Origin of the sequence: Streptomyces akebiae (assembly GCF_019599145.1) — a bacterium.
In the GTDB taxonomy this organism is placed as follows: domain Bacteria; phylum Actinomycetota; class Actinomycetes; order Streptomycetales; family Streptomycetaceae; genus Streptomyces; species Streptomyces akebiae.
On record NZ_CP080647.1, the window covers coordinates 7937594 to 7959467 of the forward strand.

General features: G+C 70.0%; 23 protein-coding genes. 17 read left to right on the plus strand and 6 right to left on the minus strand.

Annotated features, from left to right (window positions below; all coding sequences use genetic code 11):
• Window positions 1–16 precede the first annotated feature (16 nt).
• Window positions 17–487: a Fe-S cluster assembly sulfur transfer protein SufU gene (gene sufU, locus K1J60_RS34340; RefSeq protein ID WP_033527154.1), complete on the plus strand. Its 471-nt coding sequence runs from the start codon at window positions 17–19 to the stop codon at window positions 485–487.
• Complete coding sequence (locus tag K1J60_RS34345) at window positions 484–816, plus strand: metal-sulfur cluster assembly factor (protein WP_020130530.1); 333 nt, start codon at window positions 484–486, stop codon at window positions 814–816. Before sufU ends, K1J60_RS34345 begins: the two co-directional genes overlap by 4 nt.
• 72 nt (window positions 817–888) lie before the next feature.
• On the opposite strand, the gene K1J60_RS34350 is transcribed toward K1J60_RS34345, so the two are convergent.
• The gene (locus K1J60_RS34350) at window positions 889–1815 is read right to left on the minus strand and encodes an AbfB domain-containing protein (protein ID WP_220649604.1); all 927 of its coding nucleotides are present in this window, start codon (window positions 1813–1815) and stop codon (window positions 889–891) included.
• Between the two features lie 296 nt (window positions 1816–2111).
• Between K1J60_RS34350 and K1J60_RS34355 the strand changes: the two genes are divergently transcribed.
• From K1J60_RS34355 to dapD, 5 genes are all read left to right on the plus strand, one after another.
• Window positions 2112–2432, plus strand: coding sequence for a DMT family transporter (locus K1J60_RS34355; RefSeq protein WP_220649605.1), 321 nt, complete (start codon window positions 2112–2114; stop codon window positions 2430–2432).
• Window positions 2432–2968 (plus strand): TetR/AcrR family transcriptional regulator, encoded by a 537-nt coding sequence (locus tag K1J60_RS34360; RefSeq protein WP_220649606.1) that lies wholly within the window; start codon window positions 2432–2434, stop codon window positions 2966–2968. The genes K1J60_RS34355 and K1J60_RS34360 overlap by 1 nt, the downstream gene beginning before the upstream one ends.
• 185 nt (window positions 2969–3153) lie before the next feature.
• A complete protein-coding gene (locus K1J60_RS34365; RefSeq protein WP_220649607.1) occupies window positions 3154–3756 on the plus strand; it encodes an RNA polymerase sigma factor in 603 nt (200 codons plus the stop codon).
• A 1-nt stretch (window position 3757) separates the two neighbouring features.
• Window positions 3758–4768, plus strand: a complete 1011-nt coding sequence (locus tag K1J60_RS34370) for a CU044_5270 family protein (RefSeq protein ID WP_259408047.1) — start codon at window positions 3758–3760, stop codon at window positions 4766–4768.
• A gap of 137 nt (window positions 4769–4905) precedes the next feature.
• Entirely contained in the window at window positions 4906–5895 is a 990-nt protein-coding gene (gene dapD, locus K1J60_RS34375; RefSeq protein WP_220649608.1) for a 2,3,4,5-tetrahydropyridine-2,6-dicarboxylate N-succinyltransferase, read from the plus strand.
• Window positions 5896–6174: 279 nt separating this feature from the next.
• On the opposite strand, the gene K1J60_RS46270 is transcribed toward dapD, so the two are convergent.
• Window positions 6175–7410: a hypothetical protein gene (locus tag K1J60_RS46270; RefSeq protein WP_259408048.1), complete on the minus strand. Its 1236-nt coding sequence runs from the start codon at window positions 7408–7410 to the stop codon at window positions 6175–6177.
• A gap of 377 nt (window positions 7411–7787) precedes the next feature.
• The gene (locus K1J60_RS34385; RefSeq protein ID WP_220649609.1) at window positions 7788–8120 is read right to left on the minus strand and encodes a hypothetical protein; all 333 of its coding nucleotides are present in this window, start codon (window positions 8118–8120) and stop codon (window positions 7788–7790) included.
• A 147-nt stretch (window positions 8121–8267) separates the two neighbouring features.
• On the opposite strand from K1J60_RS34385, the gene K1J60_RS34390 reads away from it, so the two are divergent.
• The 3 genes from K1J60_RS34390 to K1J60_RS34400 all read left to right on the plus strand — a co-directional run bounded on the left by K1J60_RS34390 (window position 8268) and on the right by K1J60_RS34400 (window position 10463).
• Window positions 8268–8492: a hypothetical protein gene (locus tag K1J60_RS34390; RefSeq protein ID WP_220649610.1), complete on the plus strand. Its 225-nt coding sequence runs from the start codon at window positions 8268–8270 to the stop codon at window positions 8490–8492.
• A 181-nt stretch (window positions 8493–8673) separates the two neighbouring features.
• A complete protein-coding gene (locus K1J60_RS34395; protein ID WP_220649611.1) occupies window positions 8674–9231 on the plus strand; it encodes a SigE family RNA polymerase sigma factor in 558 nt (185 codons plus the stop codon).
• A complete protein-coding gene (locus K1J60_RS34400) occupies window positions 9228–10463 on the plus strand; it encodes a WD40 repeat domain-containing protein (RefSeq protein WP_220649612.1) in 1236 nt (411 codons plus the stop codon). The genes K1J60_RS34395 and K1J60_RS34400 overlap by 4 nt, the downstream gene beginning before the upstream one ends.
• Window positions 10464–10473: 10 nt before the next feature.
• Here the strand turns inward: K1J60_RS34400 and dapA are convergent, their stop codons facing one another.
• Complete coding sequence (gene dapA, locus K1J60_RS34405) at window positions 10474–11373, minus strand: 4-hydroxy-tetrahydrodipicolinate synthase (protein ID WP_220649613.1); 900 nt, start codon at window positions 11371–11373, stop codon at window positions 10474–10476.
• Between the two features lie 178 nt (window positions 11374–11551).
• Between dapA and K1J60_RS34410 the strand changes: the two genes are divergently transcribed.
• Together K1J60_RS34410 and K1J60_RS34415 are read left to right on the plus strand one after the other, a co-directional pair.
• Entirely contained in the window at window positions 11552–12013 is a 462-nt protein-coding gene (locus tag K1J60_RS34410) for a phage holin family protein (RefSeq protein WP_398683736.1), read from the plus strand.
• The gene (locus K1J60_RS34415; RefSeq protein WP_220649614.1) at window positions 12010–12279 is read left to right on the plus strand and encodes a DUF3618 domain-containing protein; all 270 of its coding nucleotides are present in this window, start codon (window positions 12010–12012) and stop codon (window positions 12277–12279) included. Before K1J60_RS34410 ends, K1J60_RS34415 begins: the two co-directional genes overlap by 4 nt.
• 355 nt (window positions 12280–12634) lie before the next feature.
• On the opposite strand, the gene K1J60_RS34420 is transcribed toward K1J60_RS34415, so the two are convergent.
• Window positions 12635–13678: a YihY/virulence factor BrkB family protein gene (locus K1J60_RS34420; RefSeq protein WP_220649615.1), complete on the minus strand. Its 1044-nt coding sequence runs from the start codon at window positions 13676–13678 to the stop codon at window positions 12635–12637.
• A 124-nt stretch (window positions 13679–13802) separates the two neighbouring features.
• Here K1J60_RS34420 and K1J60_RS34425 point away from each other — a divergent pair, with 124 nt between their 5' ends.
• The 3 genes from K1J60_RS34425 to K1J60_RS34435 all read left to right on the plus strand — a co-directional run bounded on the left by K1J60_RS34425 (window position 13803) and on the right by K1J60_RS34435 (window position 15993).
• Window positions 13803–14513 (plus strand): antibiotic biosynthesis monooxygenase, encoded by a 711-nt coding sequence (locus tag K1J60_RS34425; RefSeq protein ID WP_220649616.1) that lies wholly within the window; start codon window positions 13803–13805, stop codon window positions 14511–14513.
• A 71-nt stretch (window positions 14514–14584) separates the two neighbouring features.
• Window positions 14585–15229 (plus strand): ArsR/SmtB family transcription factor, encoded by a 645-nt coding sequence (locus tag K1J60_RS34430; protein WP_220649617.1) that lies wholly within the window; start codon window positions 14585–14587, stop codon window positions 15227–15229.
• A gap of 20 nt (window positions 15230–15249) precedes the next feature.
• On the plus strand, window positions 15250–15993 hold the full coding sequence (locus K1J60_RS34435) for an SRPBCC family protein (RefSeq protein ID WP_220649618.1): 744 nt from the start codon (window positions 15250–15252) through the stop codon (window positions 15991–15993).
• 94 nt (window positions 15994–16087) lie between these two features.
• Here the strand turns inward: K1J60_RS34435 and K1J60_RS34440 are convergent, their stop codons facing one another.
• Window positions 16088–17911 (minus strand): endonuclease/exonuclease/phosphatase family protein, encoded by a 1824-nt coding sequence (locus K1J60_RS34440; protein WP_220649619.1) that lies wholly within the window; start codon window positions 17909–17911, stop codon window positions 16088–16090.
• Between the two features lie 394 nt (window positions 17912–18305).
• Between K1J60_RS34440 and K1J60_RS34445 the strand changes: the two genes are divergently transcribed.
• Together K1J60_RS34445 and K1J60_RS34450 are read left to right on the plus strand one after the other, a co-directional pair.
• Window positions 18306–19817 carry a hypothetical protein gene (locus tag K1J60_RS34445; protein ID WP_220649620.1) on the plus strand — a complete coding sequence of 504 codons (1512 nt, stop codon included), beginning with the start codon at window positions 18306–18308 and terminating at the stop codon, window positions 19815–19817.
• 431 nt (window positions 19818–20248) lie between these two features.
• Window positions 20249–21763 (plus strand): alkaline phosphatase PhoX, encoded by a 1515-nt coding sequence (locus K1J60_RS34450; RefSeq protein WP_220649621.1) that lies wholly within the window; start codon window positions 20249–20251, stop codon window positions 21761–21763.
• Window positions 21764–21874: the final 111 nt, after the last annotated feature.

Consider the following 21874-nt stretch of genomic DNA (forward strand, 5'->3'; position numbering starts at 1 on the left):
GGGGACGAGCGATCGCATGAAGCTGGACTCGATGTACCAGGAAGTCATCCTGGACCACTACAAGCACCCCCACGGGCGGGGCTTGCGGGACGGTGACGCCGAGGTACACCACGTGAACCCGACGTGCGGCGACGAGATCACCCTGCGAGTGAAGTACGACGGCACGACCATCGCGGACGTGTCGTACGAGGGCCAGGGCTGCTCGATCAGCCAGGCCTCGGCCTCCGTGCTGAACGACCTCCTCGTCGGCAAGGACCTCGCGGACGCGCGGAAGATCCAGGAGACCTTCCTGGAGCTGATGCAGTCCAAGGGGAAGATCGAGCCGGACGACGCGATGGAGGAGGTGCTGGAGGACGCGGTCGCGTTCGCCGGTGTCTCCAAGTACCCCGCCCGGGTCAAGTGCGCCCTCCTCAGCTGGATGGCGTGGAAGGACGCGACGGCCCAGGCGCTGGGCGCCGACGCCGACGTCGAAAGGAAGACGGCATGAGCGAGACCCTGGAGATGAAGCCGGCCTCCGAGGAGGAGGTCCGCGAGGCCCTGTACGACGTCGTGGACCCCGAGTTGGGCATCGATGTCGTCAACCTGGGCCTGATCTACGGCATCCACATCGACGACGCGAACATCGCGACGATCGACATGACCCTGACCTCGGCGGCCTGTCCGCTGACGGACGTCATCGAGGACCAGGCCAAGTCCGCCACGGACGGCCTCGTCAACGAACTCCGTATCAACTGGGTCTGGATGCCCCCGTGGGGCCCCGACAAGATCACCGACGACGGTCGTGAGCAGCTTCGTGCGCTCGGGTTCAACGTCTGAGAGCTGTGACATGGGTGTGGCCCCCGGCGGTTCGCCGGGGGCCACACCCATGTCCGCGGTGGTGGCGTCCGGTCAGGAGAAGCCCTTCACCAGGTTGTACGTGGCGTCCGCGTAGAAGTAGCCGCTGTGCTCGGCGCGTTCCAGGCGGAGCTGGAAATTGCGGTGGCGGACGAAGTAGCCGGGATAGTTCACCGACTCCAGCATGACCGAGCCCGAATAGCCCGAGCGGGGGCAGAAGGTGGCGTCCTGCATGAAGAGGCGGGAGCCGTCGTGGCCGGACGCGCGGAGCACGAAGTTCTGGTGGCGCACGTAGCGGCCGTCCGCCATGCGGAAGGAGTAGCAGGAGGAGTTCGCGAGACCGGAGACGACCTTGAAGGAGGAGTCCTCCTTGGTCTCGCTGCCGCTGCGGGAGCTCACCTGGTCCAGCTGGATCACACCGTCGCGCAGATGCCAGTAGCGGTCCGGGTGGTTGACGGACCGTACGGACTTGCGCGTCGTCGAGGTGGACGGCGGCTTCTTGGTGGGCGCGGGGGCCTTCGACGGCTCGCTGGTCGGCTTCGCACCGCCCTGCTGCTTGTCGTCGGACGAGCCCGCGTCCTTGGAGCCGGTGTCCTCGTCCTTCTTGCCGTCGTCGCCGTTCTTCGAGTCGACCTCGGAGCCCTGGGGCTCCGACAGACCGCTCTTGCCGTCCGGCGCCGAGGTCGCGGGGGGCGACGCGGGCGGGAGGGAGAGGGAGGGCAGGACGCGGTCCTCGCCGGCGGCGGTGGTGCGCCCGTTCTTCGACGACGAGTCGTCAGGTCCGCTGCCCTGGAGGGTGATCGCGGTGACGCACGACGACACGACGGCGAGGGCCAGGGCGCCGGCCAGCCAGAGGCGGCGCGTGCCCGGTATTCGGGTGTCGTTCGGGGCGACACCGGTCTCCCACACCTTCGCGGATCTGAGCACCGGAAGGTTGGGCGTGGTCTCGGCCGGATCAGGTCCGGGCTTTTTTGGCGGCATGCGCGGTTCCTTCGGCGTCGGCCCAAGGCGGACGTGAATCGTCATGCGGGTCAGGGAGGGTGGTACGTGTCACCCGTGTGCGCAAACCCTGGCGGTCGTCACACAATCGGGAGATTGACCGTTGAAACAGTAGTGGACCAAGGGGGGTGCGGGGAGCCCATTCGGAGAGCGCTTCCATAACGGAACGGCCCCGAATGCAGGGCCTCTTGGCCGTCCGCGCTGGTCAATTCCGCCCATAAGCGCGCCTGTGCCGCGCGATATGTACAGGCGTACGCATCATGTGTACGATCGTACACATGGGATATCTGTTGCTCGCCACGGCCATAGCCGCCGAAGTGGCCGCCACCACCGCCATGAAGTACAGCGAGGGCTTCAGCAAGCTGTGGCCCTCGCTGGTCACCGGAGTGGGGTACCTCATCTCCTTCGTCCTGCTCGCCCAGGCGCTGAAGTCGATGTCGATCGGCACGGCGTACGCCATCTGGTCCGGCGTCGGCACCGCGGCGGTCGCCGCCATCGGACTGGTGCTCTTCGAGGAGGGGTTGAGCTTCGCCAAGGTCGCCGGGATCGTGCTGATCATCGCGGGAGTCGTGGTGCTGAACCTGGGGGGCGCCCACTGATGGCCCGGCGCTACGACCCCGAGCGGCGGCAGCGCATCATCGACGCGGCGATCCGGGTGGTGGGGGAGAAGGGCATCGCCGGGCTGAGCCACCGCACCGTGGCCGCCGAGGCGGACGTGCCCCTCGGTTCGACGACGTACCACTTCAAGACCCTGGACGACCTGATGGTCGCCGCGCTGCGGCAGGCCAACGAGCGCTACGCGAAGACCGTCGCCGCCCGCGAGGCCCTGCGCGACCCCGGCACCGACCTCGCCGCCGAACTGGCCGCGCTGGGCGGCGAATGGTTCGCCGGCGACCGCACGGGCCTGGAGGTGGAGTACGAGCTCTACCTCGCCGCCCTGCGCCGCCCCGCCCTGCGGCCCGTCGCCGACGAATGGGGCCGGGGCTTCGCCGACTGCCTCGCCGAGCGCACCGACCCGGTGACCGCACGGGCCCTGGTCGCCCTCATCGACGGCATCTGCCTCCAGGTCCTGCTGACCGGTGCGCCCTACGACGAGCAGTACGCGCGGGAGGTGTTGGCGCGCGTCATTCCCTGAGCCATGGCCGGGGCGCGCGAGCCAGGGCCGAGGCGCGCGCCTGCTCCGTCGGCCGCCATGACTCCCCGGAGAGCCACGCCGGACGACTTCCCGAGAACCGTGAACCTTTCTCGGGCCATCGGGAAACAAGGGGTGACAGGAACACGGCGGAGGGGAGCGGTTGTGACGAGCAGGGGGAGCGCCCGATGAGCGGACCACCGCCACAGGCACGCAGGGAGGACGACGCCGAGACCGTCGTCCAGTCGCTGGAGGAGCCCGAACTGTTCGCGCGGCTCTACGACCGCTACGCGCCGGACATCCACCGGTACGTGGCCCGGCGGCTCGGTGACGCGATGGCCGACGACATCACCGCCGACACCTTCCTGACGGCGTTCCGCATCCGTGGCCGCTACGACCGGGCCCATCCCAGCGCCCGCCCCTGGCTGTACGGCATCGCGGGCAACCTCATCGGCAAGCACCGCCGTACGGAGGTCCGGGCGCTCAAGGCGCTGGCCCGCACCGGACACGATCCCGTCGCCGCGTCCTGGAGCGAGACCTGGGTCGAGCGGACCGACAGCCGGGTGGCGGCACAGGGACCGCTCGCCGGGGCGTTGGCGGCGCTGCCGGCCGGGGACCGGCACGTCCTGCTGCTCGTCGCCTGGGCCGACCTCGGCTACCAGGAGGTCGCGCAGGCCCTCGACATCCCCGTGGGAACGGTCCGCTCGCGGCTCAACCGCGCGCGACGCAAGGTGCGTACGGCGTTGGGAGCCGATCCCGCGTTCGTCGCCGACACGGCGGAGGTGGTCTGACATGGAGGAGTTGATCGACGAGGTGACCCGCGTGCGGGAGTTGCGCGCCGGGGCGCCGACCCCCGACCGCGCCCGCCTCGCTCCCGGCCGCGCCCGGCTGCTGGACGCGGCACGGACCGGCGGGCGGCGGCGCCCGGTGTGGACGCGGCCGCGCTTCGTGATCGTGGGTGTGGCGGCGGCCGTGACCGCGGTGGCGGTGACCGCCTCGCTGCTGGTGGGCCGGGACGACACCCGAGGGCTGTCGACCCCGGCGACGCTGACGAGCGCGGACCTGAAGGGGATGACCGCGGCGGAGCTGCTGGAGCGGGCGGCGGAGGCGGTGGAGGGGCGGCCGCCGGTCGCGGAGCCTCGGGCCAAGCAGTGGATGTACGAGAAGAAGGCGGTGGAAGGACCGGACGAGGAGGAGGTGGCACAACTCGGGGACCGGGCACGCTTCTCGGAGGGCTGGATCCGCTTCGACGGCAGTGCGCACGCCTTCGAGCAACTCGATCCGTTCGGCAAGTTGATCAAGCTCCATGTCACCGAGATGCGGCTGGAGAACGGAGCGGAGGGCGACGACCGCTCGCCGAGGGAGATGTACAGGTTCGTGGCCACGCTGCCGTCGGACGGGCGGGAAGCGCTGCGCGCCATCCGCGAGAAGGACGCCATCGCCGACGAGAAGGGAGCCACCCGTGCGCAGAACGACTACAGCGAGCTCTCCGTCCTGCTCGGCACCGACATCAAGCCGTCCGAGGGAGTCGCCGGTCTCTACCGTGCCTTCGCCACACTGCCCGATCTGACGTTGGTCGATCACCTGGTGGAGACCGCCGCCGGACGACCGGCCGTCGCCGTCCGCTACAGCGGCGACGACGACGGCGACGGCGACGGCGAGCGCGACACCGGGCGGGAGTGGCTGATCGACCCGGAGACGTACGACGTCCTCGGCATGCGCCTGGTCAGAGACGGCAAGGTGATCGGAGGCAGTTCGGAAGTCACGCTCGCCTTCGTCGACAAGCCCGGCGAACGCGGCTGACGACCCGCGCGCCATTCGCGGCCCGCTCCACGGGGGTGGGCGGGCCGCCCGGCCCGTATGTCCGTAAAGTGCCCGTCCTCTGAGACGCCCCCGGCGCGGGTTGGCCCGGATGCGCCCCAGGCGGTTAGGTTGCCCTCATGACCGACACGACTGCTCCTCGTACCACCGGCGCCGTGGCCGCCGGCCTCGCCACGATCGCCGCCGACGGCACCGTTCTCGACACCTGGTACCCCACGCCCGAGCTCACCGCCGAGCCCGGCCCCGCCGGCACCGAGCGGCTGACCGCCGAGCGGGCCGCGGAGCTGCTGGGCGGCGGCGCGACCGCCGCGATCGGTCAGGACACGCGCCGGGGCGTCGAGGTCGTCGCGGTCCGTACGGTCATCTCCTCGCTCGACGAGAAGCCGATCGACACGCACGACGCGTACCTGCGTCTCCACCTGCTCTCCCACCGCCTGGTCAAGCCGCACGGTCAGAGCCTGGACGGCATCTTCGGCCTCCTCGCCAACGTCGCCTGGACCTCGCTCGGCCCGGTCGCCGTCGACGAGCTGGAGAAGGTGCGCCTCAACGCGCGTGCCGAGGGTCTGCACCTCCAGGTCACGTCCGTCGACAAGTTCCCGCGGATGACGGACTACGTGGCCCCCAAGGGCGTCCGGATCGCCGACGCCGACCGGGTCCGGCTCGGCGCGCACCTCGCCGAGGGCACCACGGTCATGCACGAGGGCTTCGTCAACTTCAACGCCGGCACCCTCGGCACGTCGATGGTCGAGGGCCGGATCTCCGCCGGTGTCGTCGTCGGCGACGGCTCGGACATCGGCGGCGGCGCCTCCACCATGGGCACGCTCTCCGGCGGCGGCAACGTCATCATCTCCATCGGCGAGCGCTGCCTGGTCGGCGCCGAGGCGGGCGTCGGCATCGCGCTGGGCGACGAGTGCGTCGTCGAGGCCGGCCTGTACGTCACCGCCGGCACCCGCGTCACCATGCCCGACGGCCAGGTCGTCAAGGCCCGCGAACTCTCCGGCGCCTCGAACATCCTCTTCCGCCGCAACTCGGTCACCGGCACGGTCGAGGCCCGCCCGAACAACGCGGTCTGGGGCGGCCTGAACGAGATCCTGCACAGCCACAACTGATCATCGGCGGCCGTGACCTGCGGCCGTCATGGTCATCGCTGAGCGCCCTTCCACGGCCCGAGGACGGCCCGGGAGGGCGCTCGTGTGTGAGCACCGCATTAGGAGTTCGATCCGGGCCCCCTTCGGCTGCGGTCGGCGACTGGGGGACGGCCGGACAGAGTCGCGGGTGTACACCCCCGTCCGGCGTCGTTGATGTCAGCCGTGGATGTCAGAACCTGGTGCGCTGTGCACGTGGTAGCGGCGATGTGGACGTTGAACCGCCTACGTCATGCAACGGCGTCAGACCCCTAGGCGGAAATCTTCGATCTTTTGACGAATTACCTCACTGGGGTCGATTCCGAAAGACCTGTCGGTCAGCATCTGCACGATGTCGGCATCAGTAAGAGCCACGATCATCTTATCGTGTTGCACCCATTGACTCTTAATTGCGTGGACTGCGGACTCCTGAGGCTCTATACGTGTCATGATTAAGGCGAAGAGCCCAGTTCCATGCCTAGAAAGATAATTGGCGACCTGAATGATCTCCTGTTTCTCGATCCCGCGTGTGTGATTTTTGGCGTCTGCGACTATATAGTCTGCGAAGTATTTATCTCTGGTGAATTTCCAAAATCCAGTATCGGCATAATTGGGGAGGATGAAGTCTCGCCGGTTCATCTCGGCATCATCCAAACTCTCCCAGACGGGGGATTTCAAAGGGGGGCAGAATAGATATTCTGCGATGTCTCGGCAAAGACGCTGGTAGGCCGACCAGGTTGCTCGTCCGGCAGGCATCTGCGTGAGCTTATCAATCAAGGCGAGGGTGTCACTCTGTGGAGCGGCCTCGAAGTACTCTGGAGCGAGGAACTTGGATGCCTCGTCTCTCAGGCCCGCAGCCACCGACCTCTGAGCGATCCATGGCCCATCCCAAATTTCGATGCCGCTGTTTGCGAGTGGCTCCGCGCCCTTGTTTGCCAAAATTCCAGGAGCTGCCAAAACGAGGCGCTGTCTACGAGTGCTATGCTGTGTTTCCCGAGCAAGACCACCGTAATGCTTAATTTGGTTTGCGGCATCTTCAATGCGAAGGTTCGTCTGCGGCGATACGCGTTTGACCTCGATGACGAGCACGGCGTCCTTTGACTCGGCGATAATGTCCGCACGAGCCCCTGGTCCCAATAGGACGTCTTGCGATACGTTCCGGTGGCCGGTCTTAACGAGTAGCTGCACGAGGAAATCAGTGAATTCGAGCTCGCTGAAATCGAGGGCTCTGCTGTGGACTTGGAAACCAAGGCGCTCCAACCAGGCCACCGCGTGCGCCTTGCCGCCGCTGAACTCGGAGGGCTGGAGCGCACGTTCGTAGTCCCACTTGTGCGCTACTCCGGCGATAGCCTTTGCGTCATACTCCCTGCCCTGGTACACGAGGACGTATGTACGGGCCTTGTTGTAGCCATACTTCGCCAGGAAGGTATCACGCCCCAACTCGTCGTACTCTGCCAGTGCGTTGAGCACGGACTGCCGTGTGATCGCTCCTCTGCGCATGACCGAAGAGTATGGCCGGGCACTGACATAGGTGGATGTTCAGTCGATCACCTGAGGCCGAGAGGCGCAGGCGGCAACCTGGGGTGCGACGCGCTGGCTGCCCGCGTCGTGCAGGCCTGCGACACACGGTGACGGGAAGGTCGGCAGCGGGCTGCTCGTACGGTCTGGCGCGCTGCTGCTTTGTTCAGCCTGACTGGCCGGTCTACTGACCGGCTTTTCCGCTGACCAGCGGGCCTTACGAAGCCCACGGCTCTGACCAGTTCAGATGCCGTGGGCTTCTGTCGTTGTTGGTCGGCGTCGGCTGACCTCGCACGGCCCGGAGACGGCCCAGCTCTCTCGCCAGAGTAGACACTCAGCCAGCAGACGTGGCGTGAGCTTCAGTCGCCCCCGAACCACAGATAACTGCCGGGGGTGGCTGCGCACTCACCCAGCATCCTCGCCAGGTCGTCCAACGCGGCGAGCTGACGCTCGTCACCGCACTGTTGCTTCAGATCGCCAATCTCCTGAACGGCGGCTGCGGCCTCCTGCTCGTTCATCAACGTATCCCCGTACGGATCGACGGCAGTGAGCCGCCCGGGTACGCCGAGAAGCTGAAGCGAGCCGAGCGCATCGGCTAGAGCGTCACCATGCCCGTAGGAAGTCTGCAAGAGCGTCGCGCTCCAGACCCTGCGCGCCGGCCGTGATGAGTGCAGCTCCAGATCAATCCCCATGCTCCATGATGCACGTGTCGAGCTGCTGTACAGCCACACACTGACCCCGTAAGGGTTGCTCGGCGTGACCTCCCCCCGGTGCAGGCAGATGAACTGTCGGACGCAGTGTCCGATGAGTCGCCGAACCGATGAGATGAGGACCGAGGCATGAGGAACGACCGGGCGAGGACCGTGGCACGAGTGGTCATGGCAGGGCTGGCCACGGTGCTGCTGTGCGGGGTGGCGGGCGGAGCCGCCCACGCCGACGAGACGAACAACGCCTCGCACAACGGTCCCCGGATCGGGCTCGTCAATGTCGGGCAGGTCGACGACCCGATGGAGGACGTGCTGGAGCACACCCTGCTGTTCGGTGACGGGTACCGCTGGGGCTGACCGGCACGACCGGCGCCGGCATGCCGTCATATGGTCCGGGGCCCGTACGCGTTCACGCGCGTACGGGCCCCGGAGCGTTCCCGGTACTTTCTTCGCCGGCCTGGCATAGCGGTGGGCGCGGCGACGCGTCTCATGGGGCACAGGGCGGACACAGGGACCGCCGGGGGAAGAGAAGGTGACGATGGATGCCGCAGGGCAGGAGAGTTTCCGGGAATTCGTGGCCGGGCGGTCGTCGGCACTGCTGAAGACGGCCGTACTGCTGAGCGGCGGGGACCGGCACGCCGCCGAGGACCTGCTGCAGAACGCGCTGATCAAGGCGGCCGGACGCTGGCAGCGGATCGACGAGCCGGAGGCGTACGTACGGCAGATCCTCTACCGGCAGCAGGTCAGCCGGTGGCGGCTGAAATGGCGGCGACGCGAGCTGACCGTCGCCGAGCCGCCCGAGGGCGGCGGTGTCGTCGACGGAGTGGCCGGTGTGGAGCTGCGTCTGGTGATGCGCGGGGCGCTGGCCCGGCTGACCGCCCGCCAGCGGACCGTGCTGGTGCTCCGCTACTTCGAGGACCTGCCGGAGGGCGAGGTGGCGCGGATCCTCGGGTGCTCCGTGGGGACCGTCCGGTCCACGACCCACCGCTCGCTCGCCCGACTGCGCGAACTCGCGCCCGAGCTGGCTGCGCTCGGCCCCGCCGCGGCCGAACAGCAGCCGTCCCGTGACTTCTCGCCCGTGGAGGTGCGTCCGTGAACGTCGATGAACTGGTGCGCGACTCCCTGCGTGAGCAGGCCGCCGAACAGCCGCCCCTGGCAGCGGACTTCGCCGCACGGGTGCTGACCGTCCGGCGCCGCCGCCGGACCCGCAGGCTCGCGACCGTCGCCGCGGCCACCGCCGCCGTGGTCGCCGTCGCGGTGGCCGTGCCCCTGCTGGACTCCGGCAAGGACCAGGTACGGCTCGCCACCGAGATGAACAAGAGCGACATCATCGCCCACCCCGACCAGTCGCCGCCGCGCGACCTGATCGCGGCCGGGGACGTGGCGCTGGCCGCGTACTACACCTGGGACACCGTGATCACCAGGAAGAAGGACACAGTCGTCCGGCAGCGTTCCTACTCGATCCTCGACCAGGAGACCGGCAAGTACGTCGCGGATTCCCGCTGGTCCATGGTCGCGGTCGCCCCCGGCATGCGAACCGCCGCCGTCCTGGAGAAGGAACTGCCCGCCAAGCGGATCGGGCTGCTCGACCTGCTCACCGGCGAGGTCGAGCGCTGGATCCCGGTGGACCGGGGCGTGGCGAACGTGGAGTTCTCGTCCGACGGCACCAGGCTCGTCGCCACCACCTACAGCAAGAACCCCGACCTGCTGACCAAGGCGGCCAACGACCTCGACGGTGACGGCAAGAAGAACGACTTCATGCCGGATTGGTCCAAGTCGTACCGGACCGGCTTCTACATCGTCGACGTCGACTCCGGCAGGACCGAGTGGACCGAGGTCACCGATGAGGGGCCGGCGAACGGGCTGAACATGTACAACTCCCGCCAGGACTTCTCCTTCAGCGGCGACGGCAAGCTGGTCCGCTCCGGGCTGAGCACAGAATCGTACGACCAGTACTACGATCTGAAGGGCGACAAGGTCGACAGGCCGGCCGACGAGAAGTACCTGACCTGGTGGGTGCAGGCGCGGCTCTCTCCGAACGGCAAGCTCGCGGCCGGCGATTTCGCGGGCGGCCGCAAGACCACCGCCTCCGAGATCCTCGACCCCCGCACCGGCAAGCGGCTCCACAAGATCCCCGGACAACAGCTGCTCGCCTGGGCCGACAATGAGCGGCTCGTCGCCTGGGACATCAAGGCCGGCGACAGCGAGTTCCGCAACGCCCTGGTCCTCGTCACCATCGGCAGCGACAGGACGATCCCGCTCAGCGGCGCCCGCAAGGGCGACGACGCTGCTCCCGGGCGCTGGAACCCGGTCTTCGCCACCCGCTGACCATCCCCTCTCAGGCGGCCACCAGCCGTTCGTACGCCGCCAGCAGCCCGTCGGTCACCTCGTGGCCGGCGGGCCGCAGGGGTGCGCGGACCGGGCCGGACGGGAGGCCGAGCCGGCCGAGGAGCGCCTTGGCCGTGACGGAGCCGGGCAGGCCGGAGGCCATCATCAGCTCGGTGAGCGGGACGGCCAGCCGCTGGAGGCGGGCCGCCTCGCCGGTGTCGCCCGCGTCGAACGCGTCGAGGATCGAGCGGAAGTGCCGGGGCACCGCGTTCGCGACCGTCCCGACGTAACCGGATCCGCCGAGCGCGTACAGCGCGAGGACGTACTCGTCGCATCCCGTGTAGTACGCCAGCTCCGTCTCGGCCAGTACCTTCTGGGTGCCCAGGAGGTCGTACGCGCAGTCCTTCACCGCCACGATCCGGGGATGGTCCGCCAGCCGGACCATGGTCTCCGGTTCGATGCGGGCGCCGGTGCGGCCGGGGATGTCGTAGAGGGCGACCGGCAGCCCCGTGGCGTCGGCGAGCTCGCGGAAGTGGGCCTCGACGGCGTCCTGCGGGGGTCTGCTGTAGTACGGCGTGACCGCCAGCAGGCCGTCCGCGCCCGCCTTCTCGGCCGCCAGCGCCAGCTCCACGGTGTGCCGGGTGTCGGCGGTGCCCACCCCGGCCACGATCACGGCCCGCCCGCCGACCGCCCCGCGCACCGCGCGGATCAGCTCCGTCTTCTCCGTGTCCGTCGTCGTCGGCGACTCGCCCGTCGTGCCGGACAGCACCAGCCCGTCGCACCCCTCCCGCACCAGCCGGTCGGCCAGCCGCTGCGCCCCGTCGAGGTCGAGCGCGCCGGACGCGGTGAAAGGCGTGACCATCGCGCAGAGGGCGCGGCCGAAGGGAGCGGGGCGGTGGATGCGTGTCATGGGGGTAGTCTCGGCGGGCTCATTGTGAAGCTCCACTTAATTTTTCTACGAGATATTGCGAAGTATTGCTAAGAGCGGCGGTGCTGCTCGCCTGGCCACGGCGGACGTGCCGGTGACGCAGGGGTAGTGCGAGCCGGTGAGGGTACTCGGGCGTCCCGATGTGTGAGGAGGCGACACCGTGACCGGGACCACCGAGACCAGGCCCACGCGATTCGTGCGCTCTGTGCGATCCGCGCGTCCGGGGCCGGAAGAACACGATCACCACTCCGTGGGCGAGCTGGTGGGGCAGGCCACCGAACAGCTCTCCCTGCTCGTACGACAGGAGGTCGCCCTCGCGAAGGAGGAGCTGGCGGAGAAGGGGCGGCGCGCGGGGCGCGGTGGTGGACTCCTCGGCGCGGCCGGCGCCGTCGCCTATGTGGGGTTCATGACCCTGGCCGGCGCCGGAGTCGCGGCGCTGTCGCTGGTGCTGGACGTGTGGGCCGCCGCGCTCATCGTCATGGGTGTGCTGTTCGTGATCGCCGCAGTGCTGGCCGCCATGGGGCGCGCGCAGCTGCGGCGGGCCACACCCCCTCGGCCGGAGCTGGCGCTCGACAGCGTCAAGGCCGACGTGGACGAGATCAAGGGGAGGGCTCGGCGATGACACACGCATCCGGTACGGCCGGAGCTTCCGGTGGCGCGACCAACGGTTCGGTGGGCGCCAAGGGGCCCGACGAACTACGGCGGCAGATCGAGCAGACCCGGGCGCAGCTCGGCGACACGGTCGAGGAGCTGGCCGCCAAGGCCGATGTGAAGGCGAGGGTGCACTCCGCTTGGGAGCGGGTGCCGAGGGAGGCGGTCGTCGTGGGCGGCGCGAGCGTCGCGGTGGCCGCGGCGGGGGTGCTGGCCTGGCGTCACTACCACGAGTGACTCCCGGCTCAGCCCGTTCCTGCCCACCCGCTCACCCGACTCGTCCGCTGACACGTCCGGCCCGAGGAACGAAGCCGACGGCTGACCGACGGCTGACCGCGGGCTGACGGCCGAGTGCGCCGACGACGGCATCGACGACATCGACGACATCGACGAGTGTGGTCGAGTTCGGCGCACTCCGTTCGCGGTGGCGTACTCCGTTCGCGGTGGCGCGGCCGGCGCCCGCACGAGCCAGAGCGCGGGCCTCGGCCGCCTGCCGCCTGCCCGCCGACATCGGCCAGGGCCGCCCGCCGTCGAAACCGGAAGCCGGGGCCCGCCGTCGAGACCGGCGGCGTGGTGTTCGGATCCCTTCACTTCACTCCTTGCTCAGCGAGCCCGGTGCGCCCGCGGCTCGGGTGCGGGCCTCCCGTAGGGCGCGTAGGCGGGGCGGCCAGGTGCGGGTGTCGCGCGGCTCCACGTAGGGCTCGTCGGTGGGGGAGCGGCCCTCGACGATGGCGCGTTCCCGGGAGAGTTCCGCGTCGAATTCGAGGCCCAGGAGGATCGCCAGGTTGGTGAGCCAGAGCCAGACGAGGAAGACGACGGCTCCGGCGAGGGTGCCGTACGTCTTGTTGTACGAGCCGAAGGTGGCCGCGTAGACGGCGAAGCCCGCGGACGCGGCGAGCCAGATCAGCGTGGCGAGGACACCACCGGGGCTCACCCAGCGAAAGCCCCGGCCACGGACGTTGGGCGCGGCCCAGTACAGCAGCGCGATCATCAGCGTCACCAGCACCAGCAGGACCGGCCACTTGGCGATGTCCCACGCCGCGATGGCCGCGTCACCGAGCCCGATCGTCGTGCCCGCGCGTTCGGCCAGCGGACCCGTGAAGACGACGATCAGCGCGCTCGCCGCCAGCATCAGCATCAGCACGAGGGTCAGGACGATCCGCAACGGCGTGAGCTTCCACACCGGGCGCCCCTCCGGCAGGTCGTACACCGCGTTGGACGTACGGATGAAGGCCGCCACGTATCCCGACGCCGACCACACCGCCGCCAGCAGGCCGACGATCGCCAGCACCCCGCCCGTACCGCCGCTGTCCCCCAGTTGGACGACCGCGTCCCGCAGGATGTCCCGCGCGGGGCCCGGAGCCAAGTCGCCGATGTTGTCCAGGATCCTTTCCGTCGCGCGCTGTCCGACGACCCCCAGCATCGACACCAGCACCAGCAGAGCGGGGAAGAGCGACAGGACGCCGTAGTACGTCAACGCGGCGGCTCGGTCGGAGAGTTCGTCGTCCTGGAACTCCTTGACCGTACGCCGTACCACCGCCCACCACGAGCGCCCCGGCAGTCCGGTGGGACCGCCCTCCGCGCCGGATTCCGGCGCCTTCCCCACCCGCTCGGCCTCCGGCCGCTTCTCGTCCATGACTCGGCGGGTCTCCCGAAACCGGGCCCCGAATCGCGGACTTGACCTGAATCTTGGTTGAGGTTGAAAGGTGGTCGGTGTCATCAGCGAGTACCGATCACCGACCACCGATCAGGGGAGCGTCATGACCCGACGTACGAACATCCACCCCGTCCTCGACCGCCCCGATGTCGGGGCGTCCCTCTTCAGCACCTGGGAGGTGGGCACTCCCGAGCGGCAACGCCGGACCGTCGAGGCCATCGCGGACACCTGGGAGCGGCGGCCGTGGCCGGCGAAAGGGCTGTTGGGGTACTTCGTCTACACGGCCGAGGACGGTTCCGGTCTGCTGCACCATTCGCAGTGGGCCGACGAGCAGGCGTACGAGGCCTTCGTCAAGACCCATCGGCAGGAGCGCAACGACGCCATCGACACCGCCGTGCCCGGGATCGAACGGGTGGGGATCGAGCGCTATCGGCGGTACCGCAGCCTCACCGGCGGCGAGGGCCGTGCCGCGCGCGAGCCGGGATGCGTGGTGATCGTCGACATCGAGTTCGACGGGCCGGACCCGGCGCGGCAGCGTGCCTGGGTGGACGCCGTGGAGGAGGCGCTCGCCGCCGAGCCGCACGCGCACCCCGGCGGCATCTCCGCCCACTTCCACCTCGGCAGCGACGGCACCCGCGTCCTCAACTACGCCGAGTGGGAGACCGCCCGGCACCACATCGACGCCATGGCCGCCCCCGGCGAAGGCGTCGGCTCGCTCTCTCCGCTCTGGCAGCGCGTACAGACCTGGCCCGGCCTGTTGGAGACCGGCTCGGTCAAGCGGTACGAGTACGCGCTCGGCCTCGTCCCGGACTGAGCGACTCCGGCCGATTCACCGAAAACTCCAACCGTCTGGACAAAAAAAGTTTTCGGTGAAACGGTGGAGTCATGTTGGACGTCACCGTGATCGAGGACCCCGAGGCAGCGGCGGTCTCGCTGGACCCCATACGCGCCCGGCTGCTCGCCGAACTGGCGGCCGGGCCCGCGTCGGCGGCCATGCTGGCCGGGAAGGTCGGGCTGCCGCGCCAGAAGGTGAACTACCACCTCAAGGCGCTGGAACGGCACGGCCTGGTCGAACTGGCGGGGGAGCGCCGCAAAGGCAATGTCACCGAGCGGCTGATGCGGGCCACGGCCGCGTCGTATGTGATCTCACCGCTCGCGCTCGCCGCCGTACAGCCGGACCCGGACCGTTTCCGGGACCAGCTCTCCGCGCGGTGGATGCTGGCGCTCGGCGCCCGGCTCGTCCGGGACGTCGGATCGCTGATCACCGGCGCGGCCAAGGCCCGCAAGCGCCTCGCGACCTACGCGCTCGACGGCGAGGTCACCTTCGCCTCGGCCGCCGACCGGGCCGCGTTCGTCCAGGAGCTGACGGCCGGGGTGAGCGCGCTCCTCCGCAAGTACGACGCCCCCGACGCGCAGGGCGGCCGGGGCCACCGGATCGTCCTGGCCGTCCACCCGACGGTCAAGCCGCAGTCCGCCGTCGAGTCCGACCGGTCCGCCCTTCCCGTCCAGCCCGAACCGTCCGCCCGCTAAGACCCGTTGAGGAGCACGTCATGCCCAAGGAATTCGAGATCGCCCGTGAGTTCGAGGTCGACGCCACTCCCGAGGAGGTGTGGGAGGCCGTCACCGCCGGGACCGGCGGGTGGCTGTGGCCGATGGAGGCGCCCGAGCCGCGGGTCGGCGGCAAGGGGCCGTTCGGCTCCGAGGTCACCGTGTGGGACCCGCCGCACCGCTACACCAACCGGGTCGAGGACGTGGAGGGGATCTCCGAGCAGACCCTCAACCAGCTCGACTACACGGTCGAACCGCGCGACGACGGCCGGCGCGCCTGGGTGCGGTACGTGCACAGCGGCGTCTTCGTCGACGACTGGGACAACCAGTACGACGGCGCCGCCAAGCACACCGGTTTCTACCTGCACACCTTGCGCCAGTACCTGACGCGCTTCGCGGGCCGGAAGATCACCGCGTTCGCGACCTTCGACGGCCCCGAGACGTCCGGCGGCGCCGACGCGCTCACCGTCGTGGAACGGGCGCTCGGTCTCGCGGACGACACCTCCGCGGGCGCCCGTGTCGAGGTCGAGGGGCCCGGCGGGCAGCGCTTCGAGGCCGTCATCGACTATCGCGACCCGTACTTCGTCGGTCTGCGCACCGACGACGCCCTCATCCGCTTCTTCGGCCGCAACCACTGGGGCCACCGCGTCGGGATGAGCGTCCACGACTTCGCGCCGGGCGCCGACGCGGAGGCCGACGAGACCGCGTGGAAGGGCTGGCTGAACGGAGTGTTCAGCCAGCCCTGAGAAGCACCGAGAGGACCGCGGCGGACGGCTGCCGCGCCTGCCGCGCCTGCCGCGCCTGCCGCGCCTGCCGCGCCTGCCGCGGCAGCCGCGCCCGCTACGGCTCGAAGCGCAGCACCTGCGGGTCGTGGTCGCTGATCTGGTCGTTGAACTCCGCGTTGGTGTGCACGCTGTCGTAGGTGAAGTCGCACGAGCGGCGGATCGACGGGCTGATCAGGATCTGGTCGAGGACCTGCGTGTTGCCCTGGAAGACGTACGAGTAACGCTCGCTCCTCGGCAGCGACTTGACCGCCGACCACAGGGCGCCGCCGTCCTCCAGCAGCTCGGTGGTCTTCGAGAACTCGAAGTCGTTGATGTCGCCGAGGGCGATGACGTCCGCGTTCTTCTCCTTCGCCAGGATCTCCTTGACGAAGGTGTTCACGGCCGTCGCCTGGAGGTGGCGCTCGGTCTCCGAGACGCGCGTCGGCGGCTGGAACTCCGAGTGCAGCGCCTGGTCGCCGCCCTTGGACGCGAAGTGGTTCGCGATCACGAAGACGGCCTTGCCGCGGAAGGAGAACTCGCCGACGAGCGGCTTGCGGCTGTTCGCCCAGGCGGCGTTCGCCGGATCGATACGGCCGGGGGAGACCGTCAGCCGCGCCTTGCCGTACGCCTTCGTCACCCCGACGGCGGTCGTGGCGTCGCCGCCCGCGCGGTCGGTGAAGGAGACCCGCTCGGGGTTGAACAGGAAGACCTGGCGGATGTTGCCGCCGGGCTGGCCGCCGTCGGCGAGGTTCACCGGGTCGATGGACCGCCAGTCGTACGTCGGGCCGCCGGCCGCCGTGATCGCCTCGATCAGCTTCTTCACCGTCTGGTCGGCGGCGACCGTACCGTCGTTGGTGGCGCCGCTGTTGTCCTGGATCTCCTCCAGGGTCACGATGTCGGGCGACTGCAGGTTGTGCACGATCGCCGCCGCGTGGTCCGCGAAGGTGGCGTCCGAGGGGTCCAGGTTCTCGACGTTGTACGTCGCCACCGCGAGCTCGCCGCGCTTCTGCTTGCGGGTCGTCTCGCGCTCCAGACCGCCCTGCTCCAGGGTGCCGAGCTGGTTGGCGACGAGTGTGTAACCGCCGAACTGGTTGTAGTCCAGCGGGCCCGCCGTCGTGCCCTTCAGGACGTCGCCGACGTTCGCCTTCGGGAAGTCGGCGACCGCGCCGAGCGACTGGATCTGGAGCCGGCCGGTGTTCTGCGAGGTGTAGGAGCCGTACACCGTGCCGCCGCGGCGGTTGGCGTTCTCCCGGGGCTTCACGGTGACCCACAGCTCGGTGAACGGGTCGGTGGCGCCCACCACGCGGGCGTCGGCGACCCGGACGTTCATGCCCTCGACGGACTCGTAGAAGTCCAGGGCGTACTTGGCCGGGGCGAGCGCGAGGCCGTTGACCGAGCCACCGGCGGCGGTGTCGCCGGTCGGGGCGTACCGGCTCGGCACCGATGCGGCGTCGACGACGGTCGCGGCCGGCACCGGGTTGCCGGTGGAGACCACCGTGATCGTCGGGCGGGTGATCTGCGTCACGGACTGGTTTCCGGACGAAGTGCCGCCCGGAACGAACTCGGAGACCGTGCCCGCGACCGTCACCGCGTCACCCACGGAAACGGTCGGCCGGGAGCTGGTGAAGACGAAGACGCCCTCGCTCGTGGCCCGGTTGGCGTCCGCCTGGGTGTCCTGGATCCAGAAACCGCGCGAACCATAGGTGCGCACGCCCGTGACGATCCCCTCCACCCCGGTCACCTGCTGACCGGCGAGCGGGGACGTCCGGGTCGTGCCCTGGATGTCGTGGATGCGTATGGAGTCCGCCTCGGCGGGCGAGGTCAGGACCACGGCGGACACCGTGGAGCAGATGGTGGCGACGGTCAGCGCGCCGATGCGCGCGGTTCTCTTGCTCGGCAAGGGGATCCCTCCGGGGACGTACGTGAGCGCCGGGACGAGAGTGGACGGGGGTGGCCTGCGACCGGTGGGGCGGTGTGACGCGCGTAGAACTCCGCCGGGCGCCGACGGGGTTCGGCGGACCCGGACGGTCGCCCCCGTGGGCGGCCCTGGAATCCGCCCAGAGCTACCCGCGAGTTTCTACGCGCGTCAATCTCCTGCCTGCTCAGGCCAGTTGTCAAGGTTTCAGCCACACCTGACTCCTGGCAGGTACATGAACCGGGCGGCATGGGTTCAAATCCGTCTAGGCTGAGCGGCTGCGTACTCGTACGCGTATCGCTCACGGGCGCCGTCTCTCGGCGGCCCCGAAACGCTCGGCCGCCGTTCGTCACCCTTTGTTCCGAGGAGATCCCCGCCGATGTCAGACAGCTCGCCACTGCCGCCGGTGCGGCTTCTCCCCGAAGCGGAGCTGGCGCGGGAGGCGCTCGCCACGCCGTTGCTCTCGCGCGCCGCGCGGCTCGCCCGCTGGGCCGGCCCGGACACGCGGGTGGGCTCGGGGGGCGAACTCGTCGAGGAGCAGCTGCCCGCGGCCGCCGAGGCGCTCGGGCTCACCGGCGCGGGGACCGGGAGCGGCGAGGGCGTCGCGGGCACGGACGGCGGCGACGGCGGCGACGGCGGCGACGCCGCGGCCCTGGCGAGCGAGGCCTGGCGGGTGGCCGTGGACACCGGACTCGTCGAGATCGTGGACGAGGAGGCCGGGACGGTCGCCGTGGGAGACGAGCTCGCGCTCCTCACCTCGGGCCGACCGCAGGACGTGCTCGGCATCTGGCTCACCGCTCTGGAGACCACCCTCGCCGACGCGAGCGTGCCCGACCTCGACGGCCTCGTCGAGGCCATGGATTCCGGCGGCGAGATCGACTTCTCCGAGTTGGACTGGGACCCCGAGGCCGAGGCGGAGTTCCTCGACGGGGTGCTCGGCAACCTCTACCTCCTCACCGTCAGCGAGGACGGCCCCGACGGGCCGGTGCCGCTGCCCGCCCTCGCCGCGTCGATGGTCGTCCCCGACGACATGGGTGACCCCACCAACGACGTCCTGGAACAGGTCTCGGACGCCATGATGCGGCTCGACGACCAGTTCCGGGTGCTGGAGCCGGTCGGGCTGGTGGAGTACCAGCCCGTGGACGAGGCGCTGATGACGGACGCGGAGGAGGCCGCGGCCGCCGCCGAGGGGCCGGGGGCGCCGGCCGTCGACGACACCGATGTCACCCGGTACGGCCTGGTCCGGCTCACCCCGCTGGGGCTGTACGGGGTGCGGGCACGGCTCCAGGAGTCCGGCGTGGTCGCGCCCGCCGTGGGGGACCTCGTCGACAAGGGCGCGGACGTGCTCCTCGACGGCACCGCGGGCTTCCCGCCGGCGGCGGCCCAGGCCGAGACCGAGCAGTGGCTCGCCCGTCGTGAGGCGCTGGACGCGGCGCGGGAGCTGCTGGCCGCCGCCCGCGGCTCCGACCCGGGTGCTCCGCTGCGCCGGCTGCGCTGCCAGCAGGCGCTGTCCCTCGTGGGGGCCGTCGCCGAACCGGCCCTCCGGGAGGTCCTGGACGACCCCGAGCTGGGTGGGCTCGCCCGCGTGTGGCTGACCGAGCGCGGTGCCGACGACGTGCCCGCGCCGTCCGAGGCGATGGTCTTCTGGCTCACCATCGACACGGTCGCCGCGCAGTTGGCCGCCGAGGGGAACTCGGCGGAGCTGCGGGGGCTGGTGGAGGGGTTGGCCGCGCAGCACGGGTCGTTCTTCGCGGCGGCCTGGCGGGTGGATCATCCGGCTACGCCGGATGTGCTGGAGGCGATGGGGAGGATCCACCCCGACAAGAAGGTGGCGAAGGAGGCCCGTAAGGCGGCGTTCAAGGCGCGGTCGCAGATGGGGCCGGGGGTCTGATGGGGCCGGGGGTCTGATGGGGTTGCGGGCCTGATGGGGTTGGGGCGCCTGATGATTTCGGGGTGCGCCTGATAGCTCGGGTGATTGCGGTTGTCGGGCGGGTGCGGGTGCGTGAGGGCTTCTCGCGCAGTTCCCCGCGCCCCTGAAAAGCAGGGGCTGCGCCCCGTGCTTTTCAGGGGCGCGGGTCCCTGGCTTTCAGGCCCTGCGGGGCCTGAAAGCCTTCAGGGGCGCGGGGAACTGCGCGATCAGCCCTCACGCACCCGCACCCGCCGACGAAACAGGCACCCCGTTCCCCTGGGCGCACCCGCCTCCGCGCAGGCACCCCCGAGCCATGGGGCGTTCAACCGGTGTTCAGGCAGGGGCGCGACCGTGTGGCGCGACACCCGGGGTCCGCCCCCCCCACGGTCAGCCCACGCCACGCAGGAGACAGCATGTCGCTCACCCGCAGGGACTTCGCCAGACGATCCGCGGCCACCGGAACCGGTGTCGCCCTGGCCGGCAGCGTGGGCGCACTCGCCACCGCACCGAACGCCCTCGCGTCGACGGACACCGACACGGACGCCTCGGACTCCGAGACGGACGGCGGCGCGACAGCGGACGGCACCGAACGCGGGGCGGACCGCCACGGTGGCGTCGGCTACGGACCACTCCTGCCGGACCCCGACGGCATCCTCGCCCTGCCCGCGGGCTTCACCTACCGGATCATCACCCACAGCGGCAGGACCAGGCTGGAGTCGGGCGAGTTCACCCCGGGCAAGCACGACGGCACCGCCGCCTTCCCCGGTCCCCGCGGCACCACCCTGCTCGTCAACAACCACGAGCTGAAGGGCCCCCGGGCCAACTGGGAGTTCCCGGTGCCGCTCACCGACGGGCTCGTCTACGACCCGGCGGCGGCCGGCGGCTGCACGGTGGTCGAGGTACGGCCCGACGGACGGGTCGCCGAGTGGGTCGGCATCGCGGGCACCTCCACCAACTGCGCGGGCGGCAGCACCCCGTGGAACACCTGGCTCACCTGCGAGGAGAACTCCGACCGCGCCGGCGTCAACGGCATGACCAAGGACCACGGCTACGTCTTCGAGGTCGACCCCTGCGACCGCCGCGCCAACCGCGCCCCGAAGCCGCTGAAGTTCTTCGGCCGCTACGACCACGAGGCCGTCGTCATCGACCCCAGGCGCGGCCACGCCTACCTCACCGAGGACGCCGCGGCCCCCAACGGCCTCTTCTTCCGCTGGACCCCGCCCCAGGGATTCACCCACGGCCCGGGGAAGTTCCGTACCCTCGCCGACGACGCGGGCGTCCTCCAGGCCCCCCGGTGCTACGACTCCGGCGGCCGGTTCGTCGACGACCTGTCCCGCGCCACCCGGATCGGCACGGTCTACGGGGTCGACTGGATCGACGTCCCCGACCGCGACGCCAGGACCGTCGCGGTGCGCAAGCAGTTCACCGACACCGAGATCACCCGCGCCCGCAAGCTGGAGGGCATGTGGTGGGGCGACGGCGGCGCGTACATCGTCTCCTCGTACGCCCGGGCCGAGAGCCCCGGTGCCGCACACGACGGCCAGGTCTGGTTCTACGACCCCAAGCGCCGCACCCTCACCCTGAAGGTCCTCCTCGGCGTCAACCCGGACCCGTCCGCCGACGGCGCCCTCGACGGCCCCGACAACATCACCGTCTCCCCGTACGGCGGCATCATCCTCGCCGAGGACGGCGAAGGCGTCCAACACCTGTTCGGCGCCACCGACAGCGGTCGTACCTACCCGATCGCCCGCAACGACCTGGCGATCACATCAGCTGCTACCGCAGCGGGCGGCACCGAAGAGGAGCCGGAGTACGGCGAGTTCGCCGGCGTCACCTTCTCGCCCGACGGAAAGACCCTGTACGCCAACATCCAGACCCCGGGAATCCTGCTCGCGATCACGGGGCCGTGGAAGCGGCAGAAGCGGTAGTTAATTCATTGGCTCCGCCCTCGGTGCGCCTCCTAGAGTGATGCACGTCCAGGTGCGAAGGCAGGACCTACTTCCACTCATAATGGGGCGGCCGCGGGTTCGAGTCCCGCC